23 protein-coding genes are annotated in these 19,400 nt (G+C 49.3%); all 23 read left to right on the top strand.

Translation table 11 applies throughout. The annotated features are described in order from the left end of the window. Positions 1 to 57: 57 nt before the first annotated feature. The 23 genes from flgB to flhB all read left to right on the top strand — a co-directional run bounded on the left by flgB (position 58) and on the right by flhB (position 19,388). Positions 58 to 477, top strand: a complete 420-nt coding sequence (flgB, locus tag HNR50_RS18055; protein ID WP_184748195.1) for a flagellar basal body rod protein FlgB — start codon at positions 58 to 60, stop codon at positions 475 to 477. A 14-nt stretch (positions 478 to 491) separates the two neighbouring features. Then, complete coding sequence (flgC, locus tag HNR50_RS18050; RefSeq protein ID WP_184748194.1) at positions 492 to 950, top strand: flagellar basal body rod protein FlgC; 459 nt, start codon at positions 492 to 494, stop codon at positions 948 to 950. 3 nt (positions 951 to 953) lie between these two features. After that, a complete protein-coding gene (gene fliE / locus HNR50_RS18045; protein ID WP_184748193.1) occupies positions 954 to 1,292 on the top strand; it encodes a flagellar hook-basal body complex protein FliE in 339 nt (112 codons plus the stop codon). Positions 1,293 to 1,330: 38 nt separating this feature from the next. Continuing rightward, positions 1,331 to 3,040, top strand: a complete 1,710-nt coding sequence (gene fliF, locus HNR50_RS18040; protein ID WP_184748192.1) for a flagellar basal-body MS-ring/collar protein FliF — start codon at positions 1,331 to 1,333, stop codon at positions 3,038 to 3,040. A 1-nt stretch (position 3,041) separates the two neighbouring features. Continuing rightward, complete coding sequence (fliG, locus tag HNR50_RS18035) at positions 3,042 to 4,067, top strand: flagellar motor switch protein FliG (RefSeq protein WP_184748191.1); 1,026 nt, start codon at positions 3,042 to 3,044, stop codon at positions 4,065 to 4,067. Positions 4,068 to 4,090: 23 nt separating this feature from the next. After that, the gene (fliH, locus tag HNR50_RS18030) at positions 4,091 to 5,005 is read left to right on the top strand and encodes a flagellar assembly protein FliH (RefSeq protein ID WP_184748190.1); all 915 of its coding nucleotides are present in this window, start codon (positions 4,091 to 4,093) and stop codon (positions 5,003 to 5,005) included. 9 nt (positions 5,006 to 5,014) lie between these two features. Next, positions 5,015 to 6,361, top strand: a complete 1,347-nt coding sequence (locus HNR50_RS18025; protein ID WP_184748189.1) for a FliI/YscN family ATPase — start codon at positions 5,015 to 5,017, stop codon at positions 6,359 to 6,361. After that, complete coding sequence (fliJ, locus tag HNR50_RS18020; RefSeq protein ID WP_184748188.1) at positions 6,348 to 6,782, top strand: flagellar export protein FliJ; 435 nt, start codon at positions 6,348 to 6,350, stop codon at positions 6,780 to 6,782. The genes HNR50_RS18025 and fliJ overlap by 14 nt, the downstream gene beginning before the upstream one ends. 1 nt (position 6,783) lies before the next feature. After that, positions 6,784 to 7,404 carry a periplasmic-type flagellar collar protein FlbB gene (locus HNR50_RS18015; protein WP_184748187.1) on the top strand — a complete coding sequence of 207 codons (621 nt, stop codon included), beginning with the start codon at positions 6,784 to 6,786 and terminating at the stop codon, positions 7,402 to 7,404. Positions 7,405 to 7,550: 146 nt separating this feature from the next. Continuing rightward, complete coding sequence (locus HNR50_RS18010) at positions 7,551 to 8,945, top strand: flagellar hook-length control protein FliK (RefSeq protein ID WP_184748186.1); 1,395 nt, start codon at positions 7,551 to 7,553, stop codon at positions 8,943 to 8,945. A 15-nt stretch (positions 8,946 to 8,960) separates the two neighbouring features. Next, positions 8,961 to 9,395: a flagellar hook assembly protein FlgD gene (gene flgD, locus HNR50_RS18005; protein ID WP_184748185.1), complete on the top strand. Its 435-nt coding sequence runs from the start codon at positions 8,961 to 8,963 to the stop codon at positions 9,393 to 9,395. 17 nt (positions 9,396 to 9,412) lie between these two features. After that, positions 9,413 to 10,801, top strand: a complete 1,389-nt coding sequence (gene flgE, locus HNR50_RS18000) for a flagellar hook protein FlgE (protein ID WP_184748184.1) — start codon at positions 9,413 to 9,415, stop codon at positions 10,799 to 10,801. Between the two features lie 90 nt (positions 10,802 to 10,891). After that, positions 10,892 to 11,095 (top strand): flagellar FlbD family protein, encoded by a 204-nt coding sequence (locus HNR50_RS17995; protein ID WP_184748183.1) that lies wholly within the window; start codon positions 10,892 to 10,894, stop codon positions 11,093 to 11,095. Positions 11,096 to 11,101: 6 nt separating this feature from the next. After that, positions 11,102 to 11,878, top strand: a complete 777-nt coding sequence (locus HNR50_RS17990; protein ID WP_184748182.1) for a motility protein A — start codon at positions 11,102 to 11,104, stop codon at positions 11,876 to 11,878. 11 nt (positions 11,879 to 11,889) lie between these two features. After that, the gene (gene motB / locus HNR50_RS17985; protein WP_184748181.1) at positions 11,890 to 12,621 is read left to right on the top strand and encodes a flagellar motor protein MotB; all 732 of its coding nucleotides are present in this window, start codon (positions 11,890 to 11,892) and stop codon (positions 12,619 to 12,621) included. A 136-nt stretch (positions 12,622 to 12,757) separates the two neighbouring features. Then, positions 12,758 to 13,315, top strand: coding sequence for a flagellar basal body-associated FliL family protein (locus HNR50_RS17980; protein WP_184748180.1), 558 nt, complete (start codon positions 12,758 to 12,760; stop codon positions 13,313 to 13,315). A 64-nt stretch (positions 13,316 to 13,379) separates the two neighbouring features. Continuing rightward, entirely contained in the window at positions 13,380 to 14,408 is a 1,029-nt protein-coding gene (fliM, locus tag HNR50_RS17975) for a flagellar motor switch protein FliM (RefSeq protein WP_184748179.1), read from the top strand. Beyond that, a complete protein-coding gene (fliN, locus tag HNR50_RS17970) occupies positions 14,405 to 15,676 on the top strand; it encodes a flagellar motor switch protein FliN (protein ID WP_246434071.1) in 1,272 nt (423 codons plus the stop codon). Before fliM ends, fliN begins: the two co-directional genes overlap by 4 nt. Before the next feature lie 66 nt (positions 15,677 to 15,742). Beyond that, positions 15,743 to 16,354 (top strand): flagellar biosynthetic protein FliO, encoded by a 612-nt coding sequence (locus tag HNR50_RS17965; RefSeq protein ID WP_184748178.1) that lies wholly within the window; start codon positions 15,743 to 15,745, stop codon positions 16,352 to 16,354. Then, complete coding sequence (fliP, locus tag HNR50_RS17960; RefSeq protein WP_184748177.1) at positions 16,354 to 17,154, top strand: flagellar type III secretion system pore protein FliP; 801 nt, start codon at positions 16,354 to 16,356, stop codon at positions 17,152 to 17,154. The genes HNR50_RS17965 and fliP overlap by 1 nt, the downstream gene beginning before the upstream one ends. 12 nt (positions 17,155 to 17,166) lie before the next feature. Continuing rightward, complete coding sequence (gene fliQ, locus HNR50_RS17955) at positions 17,167 to 17,436, top strand: flagellar biosynthesis protein FliQ (protein WP_184748176.1); 270 nt, start codon at positions 17,167 to 17,169, stop codon at positions 17,434 to 17,436. A 3-nt stretch (positions 17,437 to 17,439) separates the two neighbouring features. Continuing rightward, entirely contained in the window at positions 17,440 to 18,234 is a 795-nt protein-coding gene (gene fliR / locus HNR50_RS17950; protein ID WP_184748175.1) for a flagellar biosynthetic protein FliR, read from the top strand. Continuing rightward, on the top strand, positions 18,231 to 19,388 hold the full coding sequence (gene flhB / locus HNR50_RS17945; RefSeq protein ID WP_184748174.1) for a flagellar biosynthesis protein FlhB: 1,158 nt from the start codon (positions 18,231 to 18,233) through the stop codon (positions 19,386 to 19,388). Before fliR ends, flhB begins: the two co-directional genes overlap by 4 nt. Positions 19,389 to 19,400 lie beyond the last annotated feature (12 nt).

Raw genomic sequence — 19,400 nt, 5'->3', positions numbered from 1 at the left:
TGAGAAAAAAAAAGGCCGATTTTAGAAGGTAAGGACCAGATTTAAAGGAAGTTTTAAATGTTTACTAACAATTCTTTTGGAAAAACAGTCGATATTCTCCAGCGGACAATGGATGTCAGTCTGGTTAGAAGAGAAGTTATCGCCAACAACATAGCCAATGCGGAGACACCCAACTTCAAGAGAACCGATGTGAACTTTGAGGCATCTCTGGCCAGAGCTCTGGCTTCCGAGAAAGAGCCGCAGGGACTGGAGGCGAAGATGTCCAGTACCAGGCATATTCCTTTCAACAGGCCGGTGGATTATAAATCGGTTCAGCCGAGATTTGTTCTCGACTACCTGACACAGAGCAATAACAACGGAAACAATGTGGATATTGAGACGGAGACCATGGCGGCTACGGAAAACCAGATGATGTACGAGCTTATGACATCGGCTCTTTCCAGCCAGTTCAGCCGGATCAATATGGTCCTGAGATAAGAGGGTAATAAGAAATGGGATTGTTCAATTCGATAAATACAGCGGCATCGGGATTAACAGCGGAAAGGCTGAGGCTTGATGTTATAGCAGACAATATAGCCAATGCCAACACGACCAGAACAGCTGACGGCGGCCCTTACAGAAGAAGCCGGGTCATCTTCCGCCCCAGAGTGGAGCAGCCTTACTGGAGAAGTCCTTTTCTTCCCGATTCTCTGGACAATAACATCGGAAAGGGCGTTCGCGTAGCGGAGATAGAAAAAGACTACGATTCGGAGCTGAGACTGGTTTACGACCCGACTCACCCCGATGCGATAAAAACGGGACCGAAAAAGGGGTATGTCGAGTATTCCAATGTCAATACGGTCAGCGAAATGGTGGACATGATTGCCGCATCGAGAGCTTACGAAGCCAATGTGGCCGTTATGGACGGCAGTAAAAGTATGTTCAGGAAGGCACTTGAAATCGGGAGGTAAATCATGAGTCTTATGAATCTGGTCGGAGCTGATTCGGCTTTCGGCGATGTGGTACAATTAAAGAGGAGCCGTCCGAGGCATTTGAATGAAGAGGGGCTGATGACCGAAGCACCGGCAAAAACGGGGAAATTCGGTGAAATGGTTGTCGACGCCCTTAACAGCGCCAATAATGCGGAGCAGGACAGCGCGGGACTCATGCAGCAGATGATTACCGATCCTGATTCCGTTGATGTACACGACGTAACCATAGCCATGGCTAAAGCTGAAATGGCTGTGAATCTGACAAAGTCCGTTATAGACGGAGCAGTTAAAGCTTATAAGGAGATTATATCCACGCGATAGGTCTTTAATATAGCGGTTTCTTTCTTGGGAGGGGAGAAATGAACGAATTTTTTAAACGTATAGCAGAGCAGCTCAAGTCCTTCTGGACGAAATGGTCGGTTGTTCAGAAAATTATCTTTTTTGCCATTGTGGTTGTGACGGTTGTCGGACTGGTTTTTCTGGTCAGCTTTTCCGCGTCTCCATCAATGGTTCGTCTCATCAACACGCCGATTACCGATGTTCAGCAGCGCGATAACATTATCGTAAGCCTCACGGAACAGAATGTCGACAGCAAGATTACCACTGACGGGTACATTATGGTTCCCGATGAAAGCACGGCGAAAAAGATGCGTGCCATTCTCATTCGCGACGGTATCATCACCGATGCGACCGATCCCTGGGCCCTTTTTGACGAGGACCGGTGGACGCTGACCGACTTCGAGCGGAATGTAAATCTCAGAAGGGCCATTATCGGCTCGATGGAACAGCATATCGAAGCGCTCGATGATGTGGATTCGGCAAAAATCACTCTGGTTATGCCCGAGAAAGAACTCTTTACGGATCAGCAGGATCCCGTGACCGCTTCGGTCATCATCACTCCCAGACCGGGCAGCGATATCTCTGAAAACAGGAAGAAAGTCGAGGGAATCGTCAAGCTTATTCAGTTCGGCGTTCAGGGGCTGCTTCCGGAAAATATAACGATTATGGATTACTCGGGGACTGTTCTCAATGATTTCGAAGGGCTGGAAGACGCGACACGGCTTACCATAGTCGAACGGATGCTCAACCAGAAAAAACGGCTGGAAGCTCAGTATATGAGCAAAATCCTAAGCTCTCTCAGAAATATCTATTCTCCCGAAAGAGTGGAAATCCTCAATATCGAAATCGATCTGGAGTTTATCAACAAGCAGGTCGAGACGGAAGAGCATTTTCCCATCACCATGAGAGAAGATGACCCCAATACTCCCTACAGTGAATACGAGGGAGTCCCCTCCATTCTCGAGTCGTCACAGACGGAAAACGAACTGTTCGAGGGGACGGGATTCAATCCCGAGGGGCCTCCGGGTCAGGAAGGCCAGACTCCTCCCGCCTATCAGGATCTCTCCTCACTGGTCGGCAAATATCAGAAAGATAACGAAATCCAGAACTACGTGGTCAACACGCGCAATATTTCGGAAGACAGCAATCCCTTCCAGATCTCCCGGATCAGCGTCGCCGTGGCCATTGACGGTATCTGGAAAAAGAAATTCGATGACGGTGGGAAACTGGTCATAACACCGGAGGGCAGCATCGACAGAACCTATGTCCCGGTCAGCACTGAAGATTTGACCATATCCCGTGACCTGGTGGCTACGGCGGTAGGGTATAATAGGGGTAGAGGTGATGAAGTTACGGTTTCCCATATACCTTTCGACAGGACTTCGGAACACGAGTCGGAGGATGCCGAGTACAGAAGGCGGCAGCAGATTCAGCAGACTGTGCTCTTCTCGCTAATCGGCCTGGCCATTTTCGTAGTGGCCGCAGTCGTTTTCAGAATTATCTCCAAAGAACTGGAGAGAAGACGGCGCCTGAGAGAGGAAGAGCTGTCGCGACAGCATCAGGCTATGAGAGAAGCGGCGCTGAGAAGTGCCGAGGAAGAGGGAATCGATGTGGAAATGTCAGTTCAGGAACGGGCCAGAATCGAAATGCAGGAGAATGCAATCAATATGGCAAGAGAGCATCCTGAAGACGTGGCGCAACTAATCAGAACCTGGCTGGCGGAGGAATAGAATGGCAAAACAGGGTGCAACCCATAAAGAGGATTTAACAGGGCGGCAGAAAGCGGCCATCTTCCTCGTAACCCTCGGTTCGGAGATTTCCGCGGAGATCTTCAAGCATCTGAGGGAAGATGAGATTGAAACGCTCACTTTTGAGATAGCCCGTCTGGAGAATATCGATTCGGAGCAGAGGGATATGGTTCTTCAGGAGTTCCAGGAACTGATGATGGCTCAGGACTTTATCTCCTCGGGAGGTATTGATTACGCCAGAGAGCTTCTCGAAAAGTCGCTTGGAAACCAGAAAGCTGTCGATATCATCAGCCGCCTGACCAGTTCTCTCAAGACCCGTCCCTTTGACTTTATCAGAAGGACCGACCCGGCTCATCTGCTCAACTTTATCCAGCAGGAGCATCCCCAGACGATCGCTTTGATTCTGGCTTATCTGGAGCCGCAGAAAGCGTCGGTTATTCTCGGGCAGCTGCCCCAGGAGAAACAGTCCGATGTAGCCAAGAGAATCGCGACCATGGACCGGACTTCTCCGGAAGTTCTCAGAGAGGTGGAAAGGGTTCTCGAGAAGAAGCTCTCCTCGCTTTCTCAGGAAGACTACACGGCGGCCGGCGGTGTCGGCGCTATTGTCGATATTCTCAACCTTGTCGACCGTTCGACGGAAAAAATCATTATCGAGTCCCTTGAAGAGGACGATCCCGAACTGGCGGAAGAGATCAAAAAACGTATGTTCGTATTCGAAGATATCGTTATGCTCGACGACAGGGCTATTCAGAAAGTTATGCGCGAGGTCGATACGAACGAGTTGGCCAAAGCGCTCAAAGCCGTCGATCCCGATGTTCAGGACAAGATATACAGAAATATGTCCAAACGTGCGGCTGCTCTCCTTAAAGAGGATATGGAGTTCATGGGGCCGACGCGGCGGAAAGATGTTGAAGAAGCTCAGCAGAAAATCGTATCGATTATCAGAAAACTGGAAGAGCAGGGTGAAGTCGTCATCGCCAGAAGCGGCGAAGAGGATGTTCTGGTATAAAGCCGGTTTTCAGGAGGTGATTTGTGGCAAAAAGTGTATTCAGACCGCAGGAAATAGTGAATCTCACGCAGCAGAAGGTCAAAATAGAAGCCCCCGTTTTCGAAACGGAAGTGGAGGAAGTGGAAGAACTTGAGGAGTTTGAATACACAGGGCCCACAGCGGAAGACCTTAAACGGGAAGCCGATGCTTTCAAAGCCTCGTGGGAACGGGAAAAACAGGCCATGATCGAAGAGGCCCAGGCCCGGGCCGAAGCCATTATCCGGGAAGCCGAGGAAACCGCTTTCGAAGAAGTCCGCAAAAAAACCGATCAGGCTACGGCGGAAAAGCAGATAGCTGAAGAAGAAGCCTTGAAAACCCGGGAAACAGCCGAAGCTGAAGCAGCCCGGCTTCGCGACGATACGGAGCGGCAGATCGAGGACTTTAAAAAAGATGCCTATGACAAAGGCTACGAAGCGGGCCGGGAAGAAGGATTCAAGTCCGGCGAAGCGGAAGTGGCCCGGCTGATCGAAAGAATTCACACGATAATGAACAAGTCGATCGAAAAGAGAGTCGAAATTATCGAGGAAGCGGAATCCCAGTTGATCGATCTGGTCCTTCAGATCTCCCGGAAAGTTATCAAAGTCGTTTCGGAGAATCAGAAAAACGTTGTTATCAACAATGTCGTCCAGGCTCTGAGAAAAATGAAAAGCCGGGGAGATGTGGCCATCAAAGTCAATCTCGCGGATCTGGAAATCACCACAGAGCACACTCAGGACTTTCTGCGGATGGTGGAAAATGTCAAATCCATCACCGTTCTGGAGGATTCCTCCGTGGACAAGGGGGGGTGTATCATCGAAACGGACTTCGGTCAGATCGATGCGAGAATCTCCTCTCAGCTTAAGGAAATCGAAGAGAAAATTCTCGATATCGTGCCTATTAAGACGGGAATTGAGTCTTAAGGGGGATATATGCAGATTCTTGAGAAGTATTTTACAGTTCTCGACTCAATGGATTCCATTAAATGCACCGGAACAGTTACGAAAGTTCAGGGTGTAATAATCGAGAGTCTCGGTCCAGTGGCCGCTGTAGGCGAGGTCTGCAAAATCGAGATACCCCGCGGGAATCGGGAAGTCTATGCGGAAGTGGTCGCATTGAAGGGAGACGCTGTCCAGCTGATGCCTTACGATGAGATGCACGGCATAGAGCTGGGCTGCAAGGTTATCGCCACCGGGGAAATGCTCAGCGTCAATGTTTCCGAAGATATGCTGGGACGCGTTCTCGACGGCCGGGGAAACCCCATCGATGACAAGGGACCCATTCCCTGTTGCGATGTCTATCCCGCCATGAACCTTCCCCCTGACTCCATGAAGAGAAAAATGATAAAAGAGCGGATCGTTACAGGTGTCCGGGCCATAGACGGGCTGATTCCCGTGGGAAGAGGCCAGAGGCTGGGGATATTCTCCGGCTCCGGCGTCGGAAAATCGACGCTGCTCAGTATGATCGCCCGCAATACCAATGCGGATATCAACGTGATCGCCCTTATCGGTGAAAGAGGCAGGGAAGTCCGGGAGTTTATTGAAAACGACCTCGGAGAAGAAGGTCTCAAGCGTTCGGTCGTTATTGTTTCGACTTCCGATACACCGGCCCTCTCCCGTGTTCGCGGGGCATTTGTCGCCACGGCGGTCGCCGAGTATTTCAGGGATCAGGGAAAGGATGTTATGCTCCTTTTCGATTCCGTGACCCGTTTCGCCATGTCCCAGAGAGAAATCGGCCTGGCCATCGGTGAGCCGCCGGCCTCAAAGGGGTATACGCCGAGCGTGTTCACACTTCTTCCCAAACTGCTTGAGCGCTCGGGAACATCGGATAAAGGGTCCATCACGGGAATCTATACGGTTCTGGTTGAAGGAGGCGATATGGATGACCCCGTAGCGGACTCAGTCCGCGGTATTCTCGACGGTCATATCGTACTTTCCAGAAAATTGGCCGAGAAATATCACTATCCGGCTATTGATGTACTCAGTTCCATTTCAAGGCTGGAACCGGCGATTACCAATCCCGCCATGCGCAAGGGCTTTGGTAATATCAGGCGGATGCTGGCTCTGTATACGGAGAAAGAAGATCTTATCAATATTGGAGCCTATGTCAAAGGCAGTAACGACGAGATTGATGAAGCCATAGATAAAATCGCTGAAATCAATTCATTTCTGCGGCAGGGAACCCATGAGAAAGCGGAACTGGACAGAACCATGGATCTGGGTGCGGATATTTCCGGTATTGATCTTTTCCCTGAACGGATAATCGATGAAGAGGTTTGAATTTTCCCTCGAAACCGTATTGCATCTCCGGGAAAGCCAAGAGCGGGAATGGGAGAATAAACTCGCTTCAGTTACCGGCGAGTGTGCCCGCCTGCGCAGAGAAATCGGCGGATTCAAAGAGGAAAAAAGCCGTTGCGCCCTTGAAAACACTCTACGCGATGTTAACAGCCTTATGGCTGTAGCCAATTATCAGGCTCTCATGGACAGGAAAGCCGATGAAGCGCGACGGAAGCTCTCTCTGAAGGAAAAAGAGAGGGAAAGAGTTCTGAAAGATTTTATAGAAGCTTCCAAAAAAAGGAAAATTCTGGACAAACTGAAAGAGAAACAGCACGATGAATATCATCATGAACGGAATAAATACGAAGAAAAAATGAACGACGACCTGAATATCTCCCGCAGAGCCAGGGTAAACGGAGGATGACATGGCAAGTGCAGCCGGCAATGTATTGAAAATCTTTCTGCTTTTGCTTCTCATAGCAGTACTGATTGTGGGAGGAGCTATCTGGTTCGATTACCTGGGGGTTATCGATGCCAAGGAACAGTTGTCTCCCGTCACTTCTCTGTTGGGACTCAAATCTCCGGAAGTTCTCGAAGAGGTCTCTCAGCCTATTGTTCTTGACCGGGAGAGAATGAATATGCAGATCGAAGCTCTGAACCTGCTCCGCGATGAACTGGCTAAAAGGGAGGCCGCAGTCGATTTGGCCGAAGCGGAAATCCTCCAGAAACAGACGGAACTGGATGAAAAGGAAAAGGCGCTCGTCGAAAAGGAGAAATCCATAAATGACGCGCTGAACCGCTATAACAATAAGCAGACTAACCTGGAGCAGAATGCCCGTTATCTGGAAGGTATGCCGCCGGAAGACGCGGTAAGCATCATGATGAACATGGAAAATCTCGATGTCGTCGATGTTCTGAGAACAGCAGAAAGGCTGGCGCAGGAAGAGGGGAGAAACTCACTGGTTTCCTACTGGATTTCTCTTATGACTCCGGAAAAAGGCGCGGCGATTCAGAAACTGATGGCAGATGAGCCCACGGTAAACTGATTCAATCATATCAATGTTTATCTATTGTCAGAGAGCTGCTGAAAAGCGGCTCTCTTTTTATATCAATTCCCTAATCTTGTTCAATTTCACTTAATCAACTTTAAAAATGGTCGAAAATTAAAGGGAGTAAACATCCTGGAGGATTTATGACCTCAACGATTAACGCTCTTATCCAATCCGGACCACCGGATCAGAAGAGCCGGACTACCAGAACGGAGAGCCCCCCTTTGCAGGACGGTTCCGATTCCCGTTTTAAAGATTCTCTTGAAAAAGCCATGAAAGGCAATGAAGCAGCAGAATCCGAAAAGAGCAGAAAAAGTGCGGAAAGTGCTGCAGCTCGGGGTGAAAAGGAAATTCCCGAAGGCAGTAAAAAGACAAAATCTACCGCAACTGAACAAAAAATCTCCACTGCAAAAACTATGGAGAACCGGGAAGGAATCAGAAAACCCGGGTTGAAACTGAAGACAGAAGCTGTTCCGGTTGAGGAAGGGGAGATTTCTTCTGATAAGTCTGCATCTGTTATCTCTGAAGAGGGAGAGCAAAAGAAGGCAGGCTCTTTCATCTCTAAATCTGCATCGGAGAATTCCCGGCACATAGCCAAAAAAGATTTGAAACCAGCTGCGTCGGATGAGAATGATAAAACTGCCGAGCAAGCTGCAGCCGCCGGCTTGTCCCTTGCTGTTCATGATAAGGAAAATCCCGGGAAAATACTGAATAAGAAAGAATCCGGGGAAAAGACTGAGGATTCTGACAATAACAATGATAATGTGATCATTCCCTTTCCCAGGTCGGGAGATGGAAAAATGGCTGAAGCAACAGTTTCCCAGGCGATTCATTCTCCAAAAGCCGATATCCCGGCCAAAGAGGCTGTTTCCTCCCGCAAAAAAGGGAAAGAACAGCCGGTCTTAACCGTAGTGGATAGCAGGACGAAGAATAGCGAACACCGCGAGAGCGCCCAGGCTTTGAGCAAAGCGTCGGCTTCTATGGAAACGGCTGATCAGACGTCGAAGGAATCGAATCAGATTGTTCTTGGTGAGCAGAATCTTGATCGGGCAGCCGGTGAAGAAAGCAAATCCTTTCACAGCCGTTTCAGCGAAAACAGGGAAGTTATGCTGGCCCGAGAACTGCGTGAAACGGGAAACGATCAGATTGTTAAAAAAGCTTCTTTCGTTCTCAAGGACAATAATCAGGGCGAGATCAAGCTCATCCTCAAACCGGAGGCTCTGGGGCGGGTCAAAATTCATCTGGATATGAATGAAAACAATTTAGTCGGAAAAATTATTGTCGAGAATAGTAGAGTAGGGCAGATATTCGAGAACAATCTGAGCAATCTGTCCAAAGCCTTTGAGGAAGCGGGAATCAGCAGCTCATCCATTGAAGTGACAGTGGGAGACGGAAATGGCAACCGCGAGGGAAACCAGTCCTTCCGTGATGATCAGCCCTTCTTCAGCGAAAGACTGAAAACCCTCGATGATGCGGTTCCCTCGGTCGATCGAATGGCTGCCGGTCAGGGCACACAGCATATCAATCTGGTCGTATAGGAATAAGGAGATTTCATGGATTTTTCAACATTGATGTCATCGACAGATCAATCCAAAGTTTCAATGCAGGTCGATGCATTCAACAAAACCATTAATGAGGGGAGAGTCAAGAAAGATGGGCTTGATAAAGATGATTTTCTTAAGATCCTCATTTCCCAGCTCTCCAATCAGGATCCGACCAAACCTTTGGAAGATAAAGAGTTCATTGCCCAGATGGCTCAGTTCTCCTCATTGGAGCAGATGACAAATATGAGTAATGAGTTTACAAAGGTCGCCGACAGAATCCAGTCCTCCCAGGCTCTGGGAATGCTGGGCCGTACGGTGGAAATTGCCGAAGGCGACAATTTGATAAGCGGAAAAGTCGAGGCTGTAACCGGTGGAGATTTCCCCAACATCCTCGTCGATGGCAGATATTTCGGTCTGGAAAGCGTTTCCAGGATAAGAGAATAAAGAGGAGATTGTAAGTTATGATGCGATCACTATACTCCGGTGTTTCCGGACTTCAGAATCATCAGGTGAGAATGGATGTTATCGGTAACAACATCTCCAACGTCAATACAATCGGTTTTAAGAAGGGACGTGTCAATTTTCAGGACATGATCTCCCAGAGTATGGGCGGTGCCGCGAAACCTACGGAACAGCTTGGCGGTGTAAACCCCAAACAGATCGGTCTCGGTATGGCTGTCGCTTCTATTGATACCATTCATACTCAGGGATCCCTGCAGACAACCGGAAAGACGGACGACGTAGCCGTTCAGGGCAATGGATTTTTCATTATGAGATCCGGAGCCAAAGAATATTATACGAGAGCCGGTGCTTTCGGACTGGATTCAGACGGAATGCTCGTAAATCCCGCTAACGGAATGCTCGTTCAGGGATGGTCTGCCGAAGTTGTCGACGGACAGAGATTTATCAATACCGCTTCCGATCCGGGAGATCTGTACATTCCCATCGGAGGAAAGGATCCCGCTTCGGCCACGACGGAAGTCGAGTTCGCCTGTAACCTCGATAAGAGAATGCCCGAGATCGCCGATGGCGCGGGAGCAGCGGAAACCAGGGAGGGAACCTGGTCCATCGATAAAGATATCTATGACACATTCGGAAATGTTCACAAACTGAACATAAGCTTTACCAAAGTGCCGGGAGTGGCCAATCAGTGGGAAGCGACAGTAACGGTGGACGGTGATGCGGAAGTGGACACCAACACGCTGACCAACATCGGGGCAGAGGGGAATGGGACAAACACGTTCCTTCTCAATTTCGATAACCTCGGATCTCTTGCATCGGTTGAAGATGCCCAGGGCGATGCTATAACGGAAGGCGCTCTGCTCATCCCCATAGCTTTCGATGTGCCCGACACCACTCCCGACGGAGCGGGAAACCAGATCAGACAGTTATTCAATCTGAACCTGGGAGATGTGGGCAGTTATACAAACTCTATCACTCAGTTCGCCGAGACATCGTCCACAAAAGCTTTCAAGCAGGATGGATACGGCATGGGGTATCTCGATACTTTTAAAATCGATCAGAGCGGAATCATAACCGGTGTCTACTCCAACGGAACTAACCGGGAGCTCGGACAGATTGCCCTGGCATCATTTGTTAATCCCGGCGGACTTGAAAAAGCCGGAGATACGACATTCGTCGTTTCCAACAACTCGGGCGATCCCAATATCGGTCCTTCCGGAATCGCCGGTAAAGGTAAGTTCATCGCCGGTGCTCTTGAAATGAGTAACGTGGACCTGGCGGAACAGTTCACTGATATGATTGTAACGCAGAGAGGTTTTCAGGCCAACAGCAAGACCATTACGACATCGGACCAGATGCTTCAGGAACTGCTGACACTGAAAAGGTAATAGGTAATTGATCGGGTTGGAGAGGCTTTCATGCAGCCTCTCAGCCCTATTTATAAACAAACCGTCCGATAACAGTACGGGGAGATAAAATTGGTAAAAGTCACCATGATGGGTAAATACGGCAGAGAATTCTATGTAAATCCCCATCAGATAGAGTATATTGAAAACAATCCCGATACCACCATTGTTATGCTTTCGGGCAAAAAGCTGGTAGTCCAGGAGGAGTATTCCGTCGTTTTCGACCGCATTGTCGAATACCGGAGGCTGATCGGCGCATTCAAGAATGAGGAGTAGGTTTTAATGGATATTGCTACAATAGGCGGATTCGCGGGGGGAATGATCCTTCTCGTATTGAGTATCATAGTCGCGGGTAACTCTCTAGGCCTTTTCATTGATGCGGCTTCATTTCTTATCGTAATCGTCGGATCCCTTATGGCTCTGATGGCTGCCAATCCGCTTGCCCGTACCCTGGGGATGATGAAATTCCTGAGCAATGCCTTTAATCTCAAAGTCTACAATAAAGATGAACTGATCCGTCAGCTTGTCGCATTTTCCGAAAGCGCCCGTAAGGAAGGGCTTCTCTCCCTTGATGACGCCTTGAACGATGTGGAAGATGATTTTATGAAAGGCGGCATGCGTCTCGTCGTCGATGGTACGGACCCGGATGTTATTAAAAAAGTGCTTTATACCAATCTCAATCAGATTGAAGCGAGGCATCAGAAGGGAATTGATTTCGTCGGAGGATGGGGGACTCTCGCTCCGGCGTTCGGAATGATCGGAACACTTCTTGGGCTTATCGGTATGATGGCCAACCTGGAGGATACAGCTTCGGTTGGTCCCAATATGGCCGTTGCCCTCATTACGACACTATACGGTTCGCTTTTCGCCAACCTCTTTCTGGCGCCGTTGAAAATGAAGCTTGAAGACAGAAACGCCGACGAAATGCTGGTCAAGGAAATTATGATCGAGGGGATTCTGTCTATTCAATCGGGAGACAACCCGAGAATCCTCGAACAGAAACTCTATACGTTCCTACCGCCTTCCGAAAGACCTTCGGGCGGCGGCGGAGAAGAGTAAAGGGATAGCCTATGGCAGATGAACAGCAGAAATGCCCGAAATGTGAAGAAGGCGCACCGGAGTGGATGACCACCTACGGGGATATGGTTACCCTGCTTTTGTGCTTCTTCGTAATACTCATGAATCCCGAGGCTATTGACGGGCACCGCCTGGATATGATCATGCAGTCCTTTAACGGGCTGGGCGTACTTCAGGGAGGAAACACTCTTTCGGTCGGAGAATTAACCGAATTGGGGAATAACATACTCTCCATGCCTTCTCAGAGCAGAGGGACGGGGCTGGACAAGGCACGGCAGAGTGCCGTTTCCATGTTCAAACCTGAAATCAAAAGTGAAAAAGTTAAAGTCACCGAGGATGAAAGGGGGTTAATAATATCGCTTGCCGGCGATATGCTGTTCAGGCCCGCTTCCGCCGAAGTGAACATAGAGGAGTCGAGGGTGATTCTTCAGAAGCTGGCGCGGATACTCAGCAACCCCGAGCTTTCCGACCGGTCTTTCAAAGTAGAAGGCCACGCCGATGAAGGTCCCACCGATCCCGACGGTCCTTTTCCGACAAACTGGGAGTTGTCCACAGCCCGCTCGGCCAGTGTTCTTCACTACCTTGTGGATTTCGGGGCCGATGAGAGACAGTTCCAAATCAGCGGTTTTTCTTCCATGAGGCCGGTTGCGCCGAACGATAGTGAAGAGGGAAGAGCCTTCAACCGCCGGGTTGATGTCGTCATTTTATCAGAAGGCCACCTGTAGCGCCTGATGACAGGCGCGAACAAAGGCTGCGATCTTTTGAGCAGCTTTCCGTTGAACACTTTAAAATTAGATATATTTGCATATTTGGTGCAATTCTGGTAATATTACAATAGATAACTGGGGAAACAGGGGAATTATGTCAGACGAAGATGTTGGAAACGCTATTGAGGAAATGGGTGACGAGGGTTTTAAAGAAGCCGCGGAAACCAAATCGAGCAAGGGTCTTTCCAAAACACTTGTAAAACTTCTCACTTATATTGTCGGTGGAATCATCGGGATCATTCTCGTTGTCACCATCGTCGTCATTACGGTCAAATTTCTCGACAGGGGAGACAGAGCCCAGACATTCAAGGAATTCTCCGAAGAGTATCAGGGAAAAACGCCTCCTTACATTTATTTCGGTATGATCGATCAGATCCGGACGCGTACGGCTGATAAGGCACCGCATTCCGTATCGGTAAAAGTGGAAATCGGTTATAACGAGGGTGATGAAAAACTGGCCACCGAACTGACAGCGCGAAACCCGCAGCTGACCGACCTTGTCCGGACCTACTTCGGCAGTAAAACGGCGGAAGAGCTGCTCACCGACGAGCAGGCCATTAAAGACGAGCTGAAAGAGCGAATCAACGCCGTGCTGACCAATGGTAGGGTGGAAAGCATCATTTTTCCCGAATATCAGGTTTTTGAATTCTAGCATGGGTTAATATTCGGATTAAGGTGATCATCCTTTTTTCCCGAAATTCTAATAGAGGAATTGAATGACAGAAGTTTTATCGCAGGATGAAATAGATCAGCTGCTCACGGCCATATCCACGGGGGATATGGACAGCGAGGATACCCAGCAGGTCGCGGACCGGAAAAACATAAAGATCTATGACTTCAAGAGACCGGACAAGTTCTCCAAGGAACAGATCCGTACGGTTTCCATCATGCACGAAACTTTTGCCCGTTTGACGACAACATCGCTTTCCGCTCAGCTGCGATCTCTTGTCCACGTACATGTGGCATCGGTAGATCAGCTGACTTATGAGGAGTTCATAAGGTCTATTCCTTCTCCTACGGCGCTGGCTGTCATCAATATGGATCCCCTCAAGGGATCGGCGATTCTGGAAATTGACCCCGCTATTACTTTCACCATTATCGACCGTCTGTTCGGAGGAACAGGAGAAGGTTCCAAAGTGAACAGGGAGCTTTCGGAAATAGAGCAGTCGGTAATGGAATCGATCATCGTCAGGATCCTGGGAAATATGCGGGAAGCCTGGTCGCAGGTTATCGATCTGAGACCCCGTCTCGGTCAGATAGAGACGAACCCCCAGTTCGCCCAGATCGTACCTCCTACGGAAATGGTCGTTCTGGTTACGCTGGAAACCAAAGTTGAAGATGTCGAGGGGATGATGAACTTCTGTATCCCCTACTTAACCATAGAGCCGATTATATCAAAACTATCCGCACAGTACTGGTATTCATCGGTCCGCCGCGGCGCCACCACTGAAAACCTCAATATTCTGAGGGAAAGGCTGGCTACAATCGGCGTGACCATGGTTGCGGAAGTCGGCAGTATGAATCTTCCGGTCCGCGATGTCCTTTCGCTGACCCAGGGGGATATCATACGGCTTCAGAACACCAGGGTTACTGACCCGATGGTTCTGAAAATCGGTAACCGGCCCAAGTTTGAATGCCGGCCCGGTGTTGTCGGCAGCAAGGTCGCTGTCCAGATAACGAAGAAACTGGAAGATGTGCAGCAGGACGATTTTGAAGAACTGACTGTAGAAGGAGAAGAAGAATGAGTGATGGTTCCCTCTCTCAGGATGAAATAGATGCCTTGTTGTTAGGCGGTAGTGTGGATACGCCGGCAGCCGGTTCCTCCGGCGGCGGTTCTTCTCTTTCTCCTTCCGAGGAGAATGCTCTGGCTTCATTGTTGCAGAATGCCAGTGAATCCCAATCGGGAACTCTGTCCGGAATGATGGGCTCTTCTGTTTCAATCGGAGCTCCCTCTCTGGAAGTCGTGTCGAAAGATGCCCTCCAGGGGTCTTTGAGCGATGAGACGGTTGAAATAAAAATAGATTTCAAAGACGGTGTGCCCGGTGAACACCTCTATTATTTCTCACCTGATGACGCGCTGAAACTGGCCGGTCCCATGATGGGGCAGGATGATGTGGAACTCAATGCAACCGCCATATCGGCTATCGGAGAAGCCATTTCGCAGATTACCGGCGCGGCTGTTACAGTCATCGGTGATAAAATCGGGAAAACGATAATGCCGGATTCCCCCGATGGGCAGAGTATTCCGAAGACCATGGTCAGAGCTCCTCAGGGAGAGATGGTCAAAGTCAGCTATAATGTTTCTATCGATGGCGGAGATAGTTTTACTCTTATTGAAATCTTCGAAATATCCGTTGCCAAGAAAATAGCCTCTCTCGCAGGTGGTTCCGATGCATCGGACATGATGTCTGATTTCGATTCCATGACCGGAGGTGCCTCCGGTGGGATGGATATGATGGGCGGAATGAATGGTATGCAGAATGGAATGGGCGGTCAGATGGGCGGCGGCATGGGCCAGATGGGCGGCGGTATGGGCCAGATGGGCGGTCAGATGGGCGGTCAGATGGGCGGTCAGATGGGCGGCGGCATGGGCCAGATGGGCGGTCAGATGGGCGGCGGAATGGGTCAGATGGGCGGTATGAACATGGGTATGGGCGGCATGGGCATGGGCGGTATGATGGGCATGGGCCAGCAACCGCCGAATGTGCAAGGTGTCCAGCTTCCTGATTTCGGAGCGTCCGTATCGCCTACGGAACAGCGGAATATCGGTCTGCTCATGGATGTTTCCATGGAGCTTACTGTAGAGCTGGGCCGTACTAAATGGCAGATCAAAGATATTCTCGGAATGGGCGAAGGTACCATTATCGAGCTTGATAAACTGGCCGGTGAGCCGGTGGATATTCTGGTTAACCACAATCTGATAGCCAAAGGCGAGGTTGTTGTTATTGATGAAAACTTCGGAGTCCGTGTAACGGAAATCGTTTCCAGTATGGATCGGCTTCAGAAAGGATAGTAAATAAACCGTTTTTTCGGTGATATGACATAAGTACTATAAAGTGTGCTTTGGGAGGGGAACACTTTGAACAGACTGGCAATAATGCTGGCGGCAGGGATATTCGCTTTGGCGAATCTCTCTCTGGTTGCTCAGGAGAATGGGGAAAATTCATCCGGGCAGACGGAAGCCGCGCAGGCAGTAGACGAAACCACTCTATTAATCAATACAAATGACACACCCGGACAGGATATCCCCGAGGTCAGTCCTTCGGCTATAGGTATCTCCGATCTTGTGAGGACAGTCGTTGTCCTTCTTCTTGTAATCGGAGCGATTTATCTTGTCATGTATCTTCTCAGACGTTTTTCCGCTTCGACAGTAGACGGCAGTTCGCTGATCAAAGTCGTCGGATCGAAAGGGCTGATGAAGGACTCGGCGGTACATCTGCTGGAAGTGGGGAATCAGGTTTTCCTGGTCGGAACCGGCAACAGTTCGGTTAATCTTATTTCCGAGATTACAGATCAGGAAACCATTGACAACATAAGGCTGAATCTGTCGGAAGGGAATGGGCAGACCACATCTTTCTCACAGAGAATCGCCTCCAATCTCGGAATCGGCCGGAGTAAACCGACTGAAAGGAAAATTTCCGATGCGGAAGGTTTTATCCGCAGCCAGCGCGAAAGGTTGAAGGATCTGTGATGAGAAAAACACTTTTCGCCCTGATAATTTTGTTTGCTCTGGCTTATCCGGCTTTCACTCAGGAAACGGAAGGCGAGGCCGTCGCCCAGATAATCGAAGAAGCGCAGAATTCGAACTTTCAAATACCTTTTCTCAATCTTCAGGTGCGGGAACCTCAATCCAATAATGAAGTGGCTCTGTCCATTCAGCTCATACTTCTTCTGACTGTTCTTTCTCTGGCACCTTCTATCGTCATTCTCATGACATCGTTTCTGCGGATTTCCATTGTTCTGGACTTCATCAAGCGCGCCATGTCCCTCCAGCAGGTTCCCCCCTCCAACGTGCTTATGGGAATAGCGCTGTTTCTCACTTTGTTTATCATGTGGCCGACTTTCGATGAGATCTACGAGAATGCTTTCAAGCCATTTGCAGACGGTCAGATCGGATTTGAACAGATGTACGATGAAGGTGTCCGGCCTCTCAGGCTTTTTATGTTCCGGCAGCTCGACGGCAATCACGATACGATTGCTCTGTTCATGAATATGAGCGGACTGGAACAGCCTCAGACTTTTGCCGATGTCCCCACTTATGTCGTCATTCCGGCTTTTATCCTCAATGAGCTGACTCTGGCATTTAAAATAGGAATTCTCCTCTATTTCCCCTTTATCATTATCGATATGGTCGTTTCGTCCATTCTCATGTCCATGGGGATGATCATGCTTCCGCCGGTAATGATCTCCATGCCGTTCAAACTTATACTATTTGTGCTAGTGGACGGTTGGGGACTGGTTGTGCGGCAGCTAATTCTCAGTTTCTTATAGGAGGGATGATTTATGACAACAGGTTTTATCGTCAGTCTGCTTCGGAGCAGCATAATACAGACTCTTTCCATCTCAGCGCCGGTTCTTCTGGTATCCATGCTCATAGGTCTGATTATCTCCATATTTCAGGCTGTCACTTCGATTCAGGACCAGACGCTTACTTTCGTACCTAAAATCGTCGCAATTCTGACAATTATCGGTCTCTTCGGCGCCTGGATGATGAATTCCATGGCGGCCTTTACAACGAATCTCTTCGAAATGATACCGAATGTAACGGGATGATAAATGAATTTTGACCTGCTGCTGACGGACGGACAGATTTTTCTCCTCATTTTTGCGCGGATCATAGCTTTGATGCTGCTGATTCCCATCATGTCCTCCACCGCTTTTCCCGGTGTGGCCCGGGCCGGTCTCGCCTTTTTTACAGCCATGGCTGTTTTTCCCATGGCAAAGAACCTTGGTTTTATTATCCCCGATACGGGGCTTTTATACGCCTTGCTTGTAATCGGCGAAGTGCTGATCGGCGTCCTTTTAGCCTTTATCGTACAGCTCGTGTTCACTGTTTTTCAGCTGGCGGGGCAGATGTTTTCCATTCAGATGGGTTTCGGTGCCTCCCAGGCCTTTGACCCTCTGGCCCAGATTCAGGTTCCTCTACTCGGTCAGTTTCTCAATCTCGTAGCCATGCTTGTTTTCCTCGTAACCGGGGGAATGAAGAAGATTTTTCTGACTGGAATTTACCAGTCCTTTGTCGCCGTAAAAGCTTTGGATGTTTTTGCCCAGCGGGATATGCTGGTAACTTATTTTGCCGGAGTTCTGGGACAGTTGTTCGAGCAGGCCATCATCATCGCCATCCCCATAATGGGAACGCTCATTCTCCTTTCGGTAACAATGGGGCTCCTGGCTAAAGCGGCTCCCCAGATGAATCTTCTCATGGTAGGGTTCCCCATTCAGATCAGCGTAGGATTTATCATGATGCTGGCGGCCATGCCTTTCCTTATAGAAAAATTCACAATAATAATCGACGCGGGATTCGGTCAGATTCTCACGATTCTCGATACGGCATACAGGGGGCGTTTATGAGCGATACCCTGCTGAAAGAGCGTTTTCTCCGGAACGACGAATATGATCTTCTGCTCCGTTCAATGGATCTTCAGTGGTTTGCCGCCGAAGACGAGGGGCGGACCGAAGACCCGACTGAACAGAAGAAAAAGAAAGCCAGAGAAGAGGGGAAGGTTGCCAAGACGCAGGAATTGACAGCATCCCTTGTTATGCTTTTTCCCCTTGTCGCCATCGGCGTTCTTTCTGGATACATGATTAACCAGCTGGCCCAGATGATCAATTTTTTTCTGAAAAACAGCACGGTTATCGATGTCGCCGGCAGTGGATTGCCGTGGCGGGCTTTTCTCGGATATTTTCTTAAACTCACTCTTCCCATCTGGGGAATCGCCTATGTGTCGGCCTTTCTCGGCAATGTCGTTCAGGTCGGTTTTAAATTCACTCCCAAAGCGATAAAACCGGATTTCAAGAAAATCAAACCCGATATAATCAACTGGGCTAAAAAATCTCTGTTTTCACTGGAAGCCCTGTTTAATTTTACCAAATCGATATTGAAAATTATTATAATCGGCGTCGTTTCCTACCTTGATGTGAGGAAAAACGGACCCCAGCTGGCTAATCTGACTAATATTCCTCTGGGTGAGAGCTTCAGCTTCGTCGCGGGAATCGCCTTCGGCCTGGCTGTGAAAGCGGCACTGATTCTCATGGCTCTGTCACTGCCCGATTACCTCTTTCAGAGAAAACAGCACCTCGATTCTCTGAAAATGACAAAGCACGAAGTGAAGGAAGAGCACAAACAGATGGAAGGAGATCCTCTGATCAAAAGCAGGCTCCGTCAGAGAATGCAGGAAATCCTCACTTCCAACATGATACAGAATGTGCCACAGGCCGATGTGGTCGTCACAAACCCGACCCACTTCGCCGTGGCGCTCGAATGGAACAACGAGACAATGATCGCTCCGACCGTAACGGCCAAGGGGCAGGATCATATCGCTTTCCGCATAAGGGATGTCGCAAAAGAGAATGATGTTCCTGTTATCGAAAACAAACCTCTGGCCAGGGGGCTCTACGCCGCCGTGGAGATCGGAGAGATGATTCCCGAAGAGTACTGGGACATCGTGTCCAGAGTTCTGGCCGAAGTTTACCGCATCAGCGGCAAAATGGCCGGAGAAATGTAATGGAGATGTTTT

The organism is Spirochaeta isovalerica, assembly GCF_014207565.1.
Classification (GTDB): domain Bacteria; phylum Spirochaetota; class Spirochaetia; order DSM-2461; family DSM-2461; genus Spirochaeta_F; species Spirochaeta_F isovalerica.
This window is presented reverse-complemented; position numbering and strand designations above follow the sequence as displayed.

What these genes read in the sequence shown, in the direction of transcription:
- fliM (WP_184748179.1), top strand. Translation starts at nt 13,380, where the DNA reads ATGACAGAAGTTTTATCGCAGGATGAAATAGATCAGCTGCTCACGGCC.
- fliE (WP_184748193.1), top strand. Translation starts at nt 954, where the DNA reads ATGAGTCTTATGAATCTGGTCGGAGCTGATTCGGCTTTCGGCGATGTG.
- flgD (WP_184748185.1), top strand. Translation starts at nt 8,961, where the DNA reads ATGGATTTTTCAACATTGATGTCATCGACAGATCAATCCAAAGTTTCA.
- HNR50_RS17980 (WP_184748180.1), top strand. Translation starts at nt 12,758, where the DNA reads ATGTCAGACGAAGATGTTGGAAACGCTATTGAGGAAATGGGTGACGAG.
- fliG (WP_184748191.1), top strand. Translation starts at nt 3,042, where the DNA reads ATGGCAAAACAGGGTGCAACCCATAAAGAGGATTTAACAGGGCGGCAG.
- HNR50_RS17990 (WP_184748182.1), top strand. Translation starts at nt 11,102, where the DNA reads ATGGATATTGCTACAATAGGCGGATTCGCGGGGGGAATGATCCTTCTC.
- HNR50_RS18010 (WP_184748186.1), top strand. Translation starts at nt 7,551, where the DNA reads ATGACCTCAACGATTAACGCTCTTATCCAATCCGGACCACCGGATCAG.
- HNR50_RS18015 (WP_184748187.1), top strand. Translation starts at nt 6,784, where the DNA reads ATGGCAAGTGCAGCCGGCAATGTATTGAAAATCTTTCTGCTTTTGCTT.
- fliP (WP_184748177.1), top strand. Translation starts at nt 16,354, where the DNA reads ATGAGAAAAACACTTTTCGCCCTGATAATTTTGTTTGCTCTGGCTTAT.
- flgE (WP_184748184.1), top strand. Translation starts at nt 9,413, where the DNA reads ATGATGCGATCACTATACTCCGGTGTTTCCGGACTTCAGAATCATCAG.
- HNR50_RS18025 (WP_184748189.1), top strand. Translation starts at nt 5,015, where the DNA reads ATGCAGATTCTTGAGAAGTATTTTACAGTTCTCGACTCAATGGATTCC.
- flgB (WP_184748195.1), top strand. Translation starts at nt 58, where the DNA reads ATGTTTACTAACAATTCTTTTGGAAAAACAGTCGATATTCTCCAGCGG.
- motB (WP_184748181.1), top strand. Translation starts at nt 11,890, where the DNA reads ATGGCAGATGAACAGCAGAAATGCCCGAAATGTGAAGAAGGCGCACCG.
- fliJ (WP_184748188.1), top strand. Translation starts at nt 6,348, where the DNA reads ATGAAGAGGTTTGAATTTTCCCTCGAAACCGTATTGCATCTCCGGGAA.
- fliR (WP_184748175.1), top strand. Translation starts at nt 17,440, where the DNA reads ATGAATTTTGACCTGCTGCTGACGGACGGACAGATTTTTCTCCTCATT.
- fliN (WP_246434071.1), top strand. Translation starts at nt 14,405, where the DNA reads ATGAGTGATGGTTCCCTCTCTCAGGATGAAATAGATGCCTTGTTGTTA.
- fliF (WP_184748192.1), top strand. Translation starts at nt 1,331, where the DNA reads ATGAACGAATTTTTTAAACGTATAGCAGAGCAGCTCAAGTCCTTCTGG.
- flhB (WP_184748174.1), top strand. Translation starts at nt 18,231, where the DNA reads ATGAGCGATACCCTGCTGAAAGAGCGTTTTCTCCGGAACGACGAATAT.
- flgC (WP_184748194.1), top strand. Translation starts at nt 492, where the DNA reads ATGGGATTGTTCAATTCGATAAATACAGCGGCATCGGGATTAACAGCG.
- fliQ (WP_184748176.1), top strand. Translation starts at nt 17,167, where the DNA reads ATGACAACAGGTTTTATCGTCAGTCTGCTTCGGAGCAGCATAATACAG.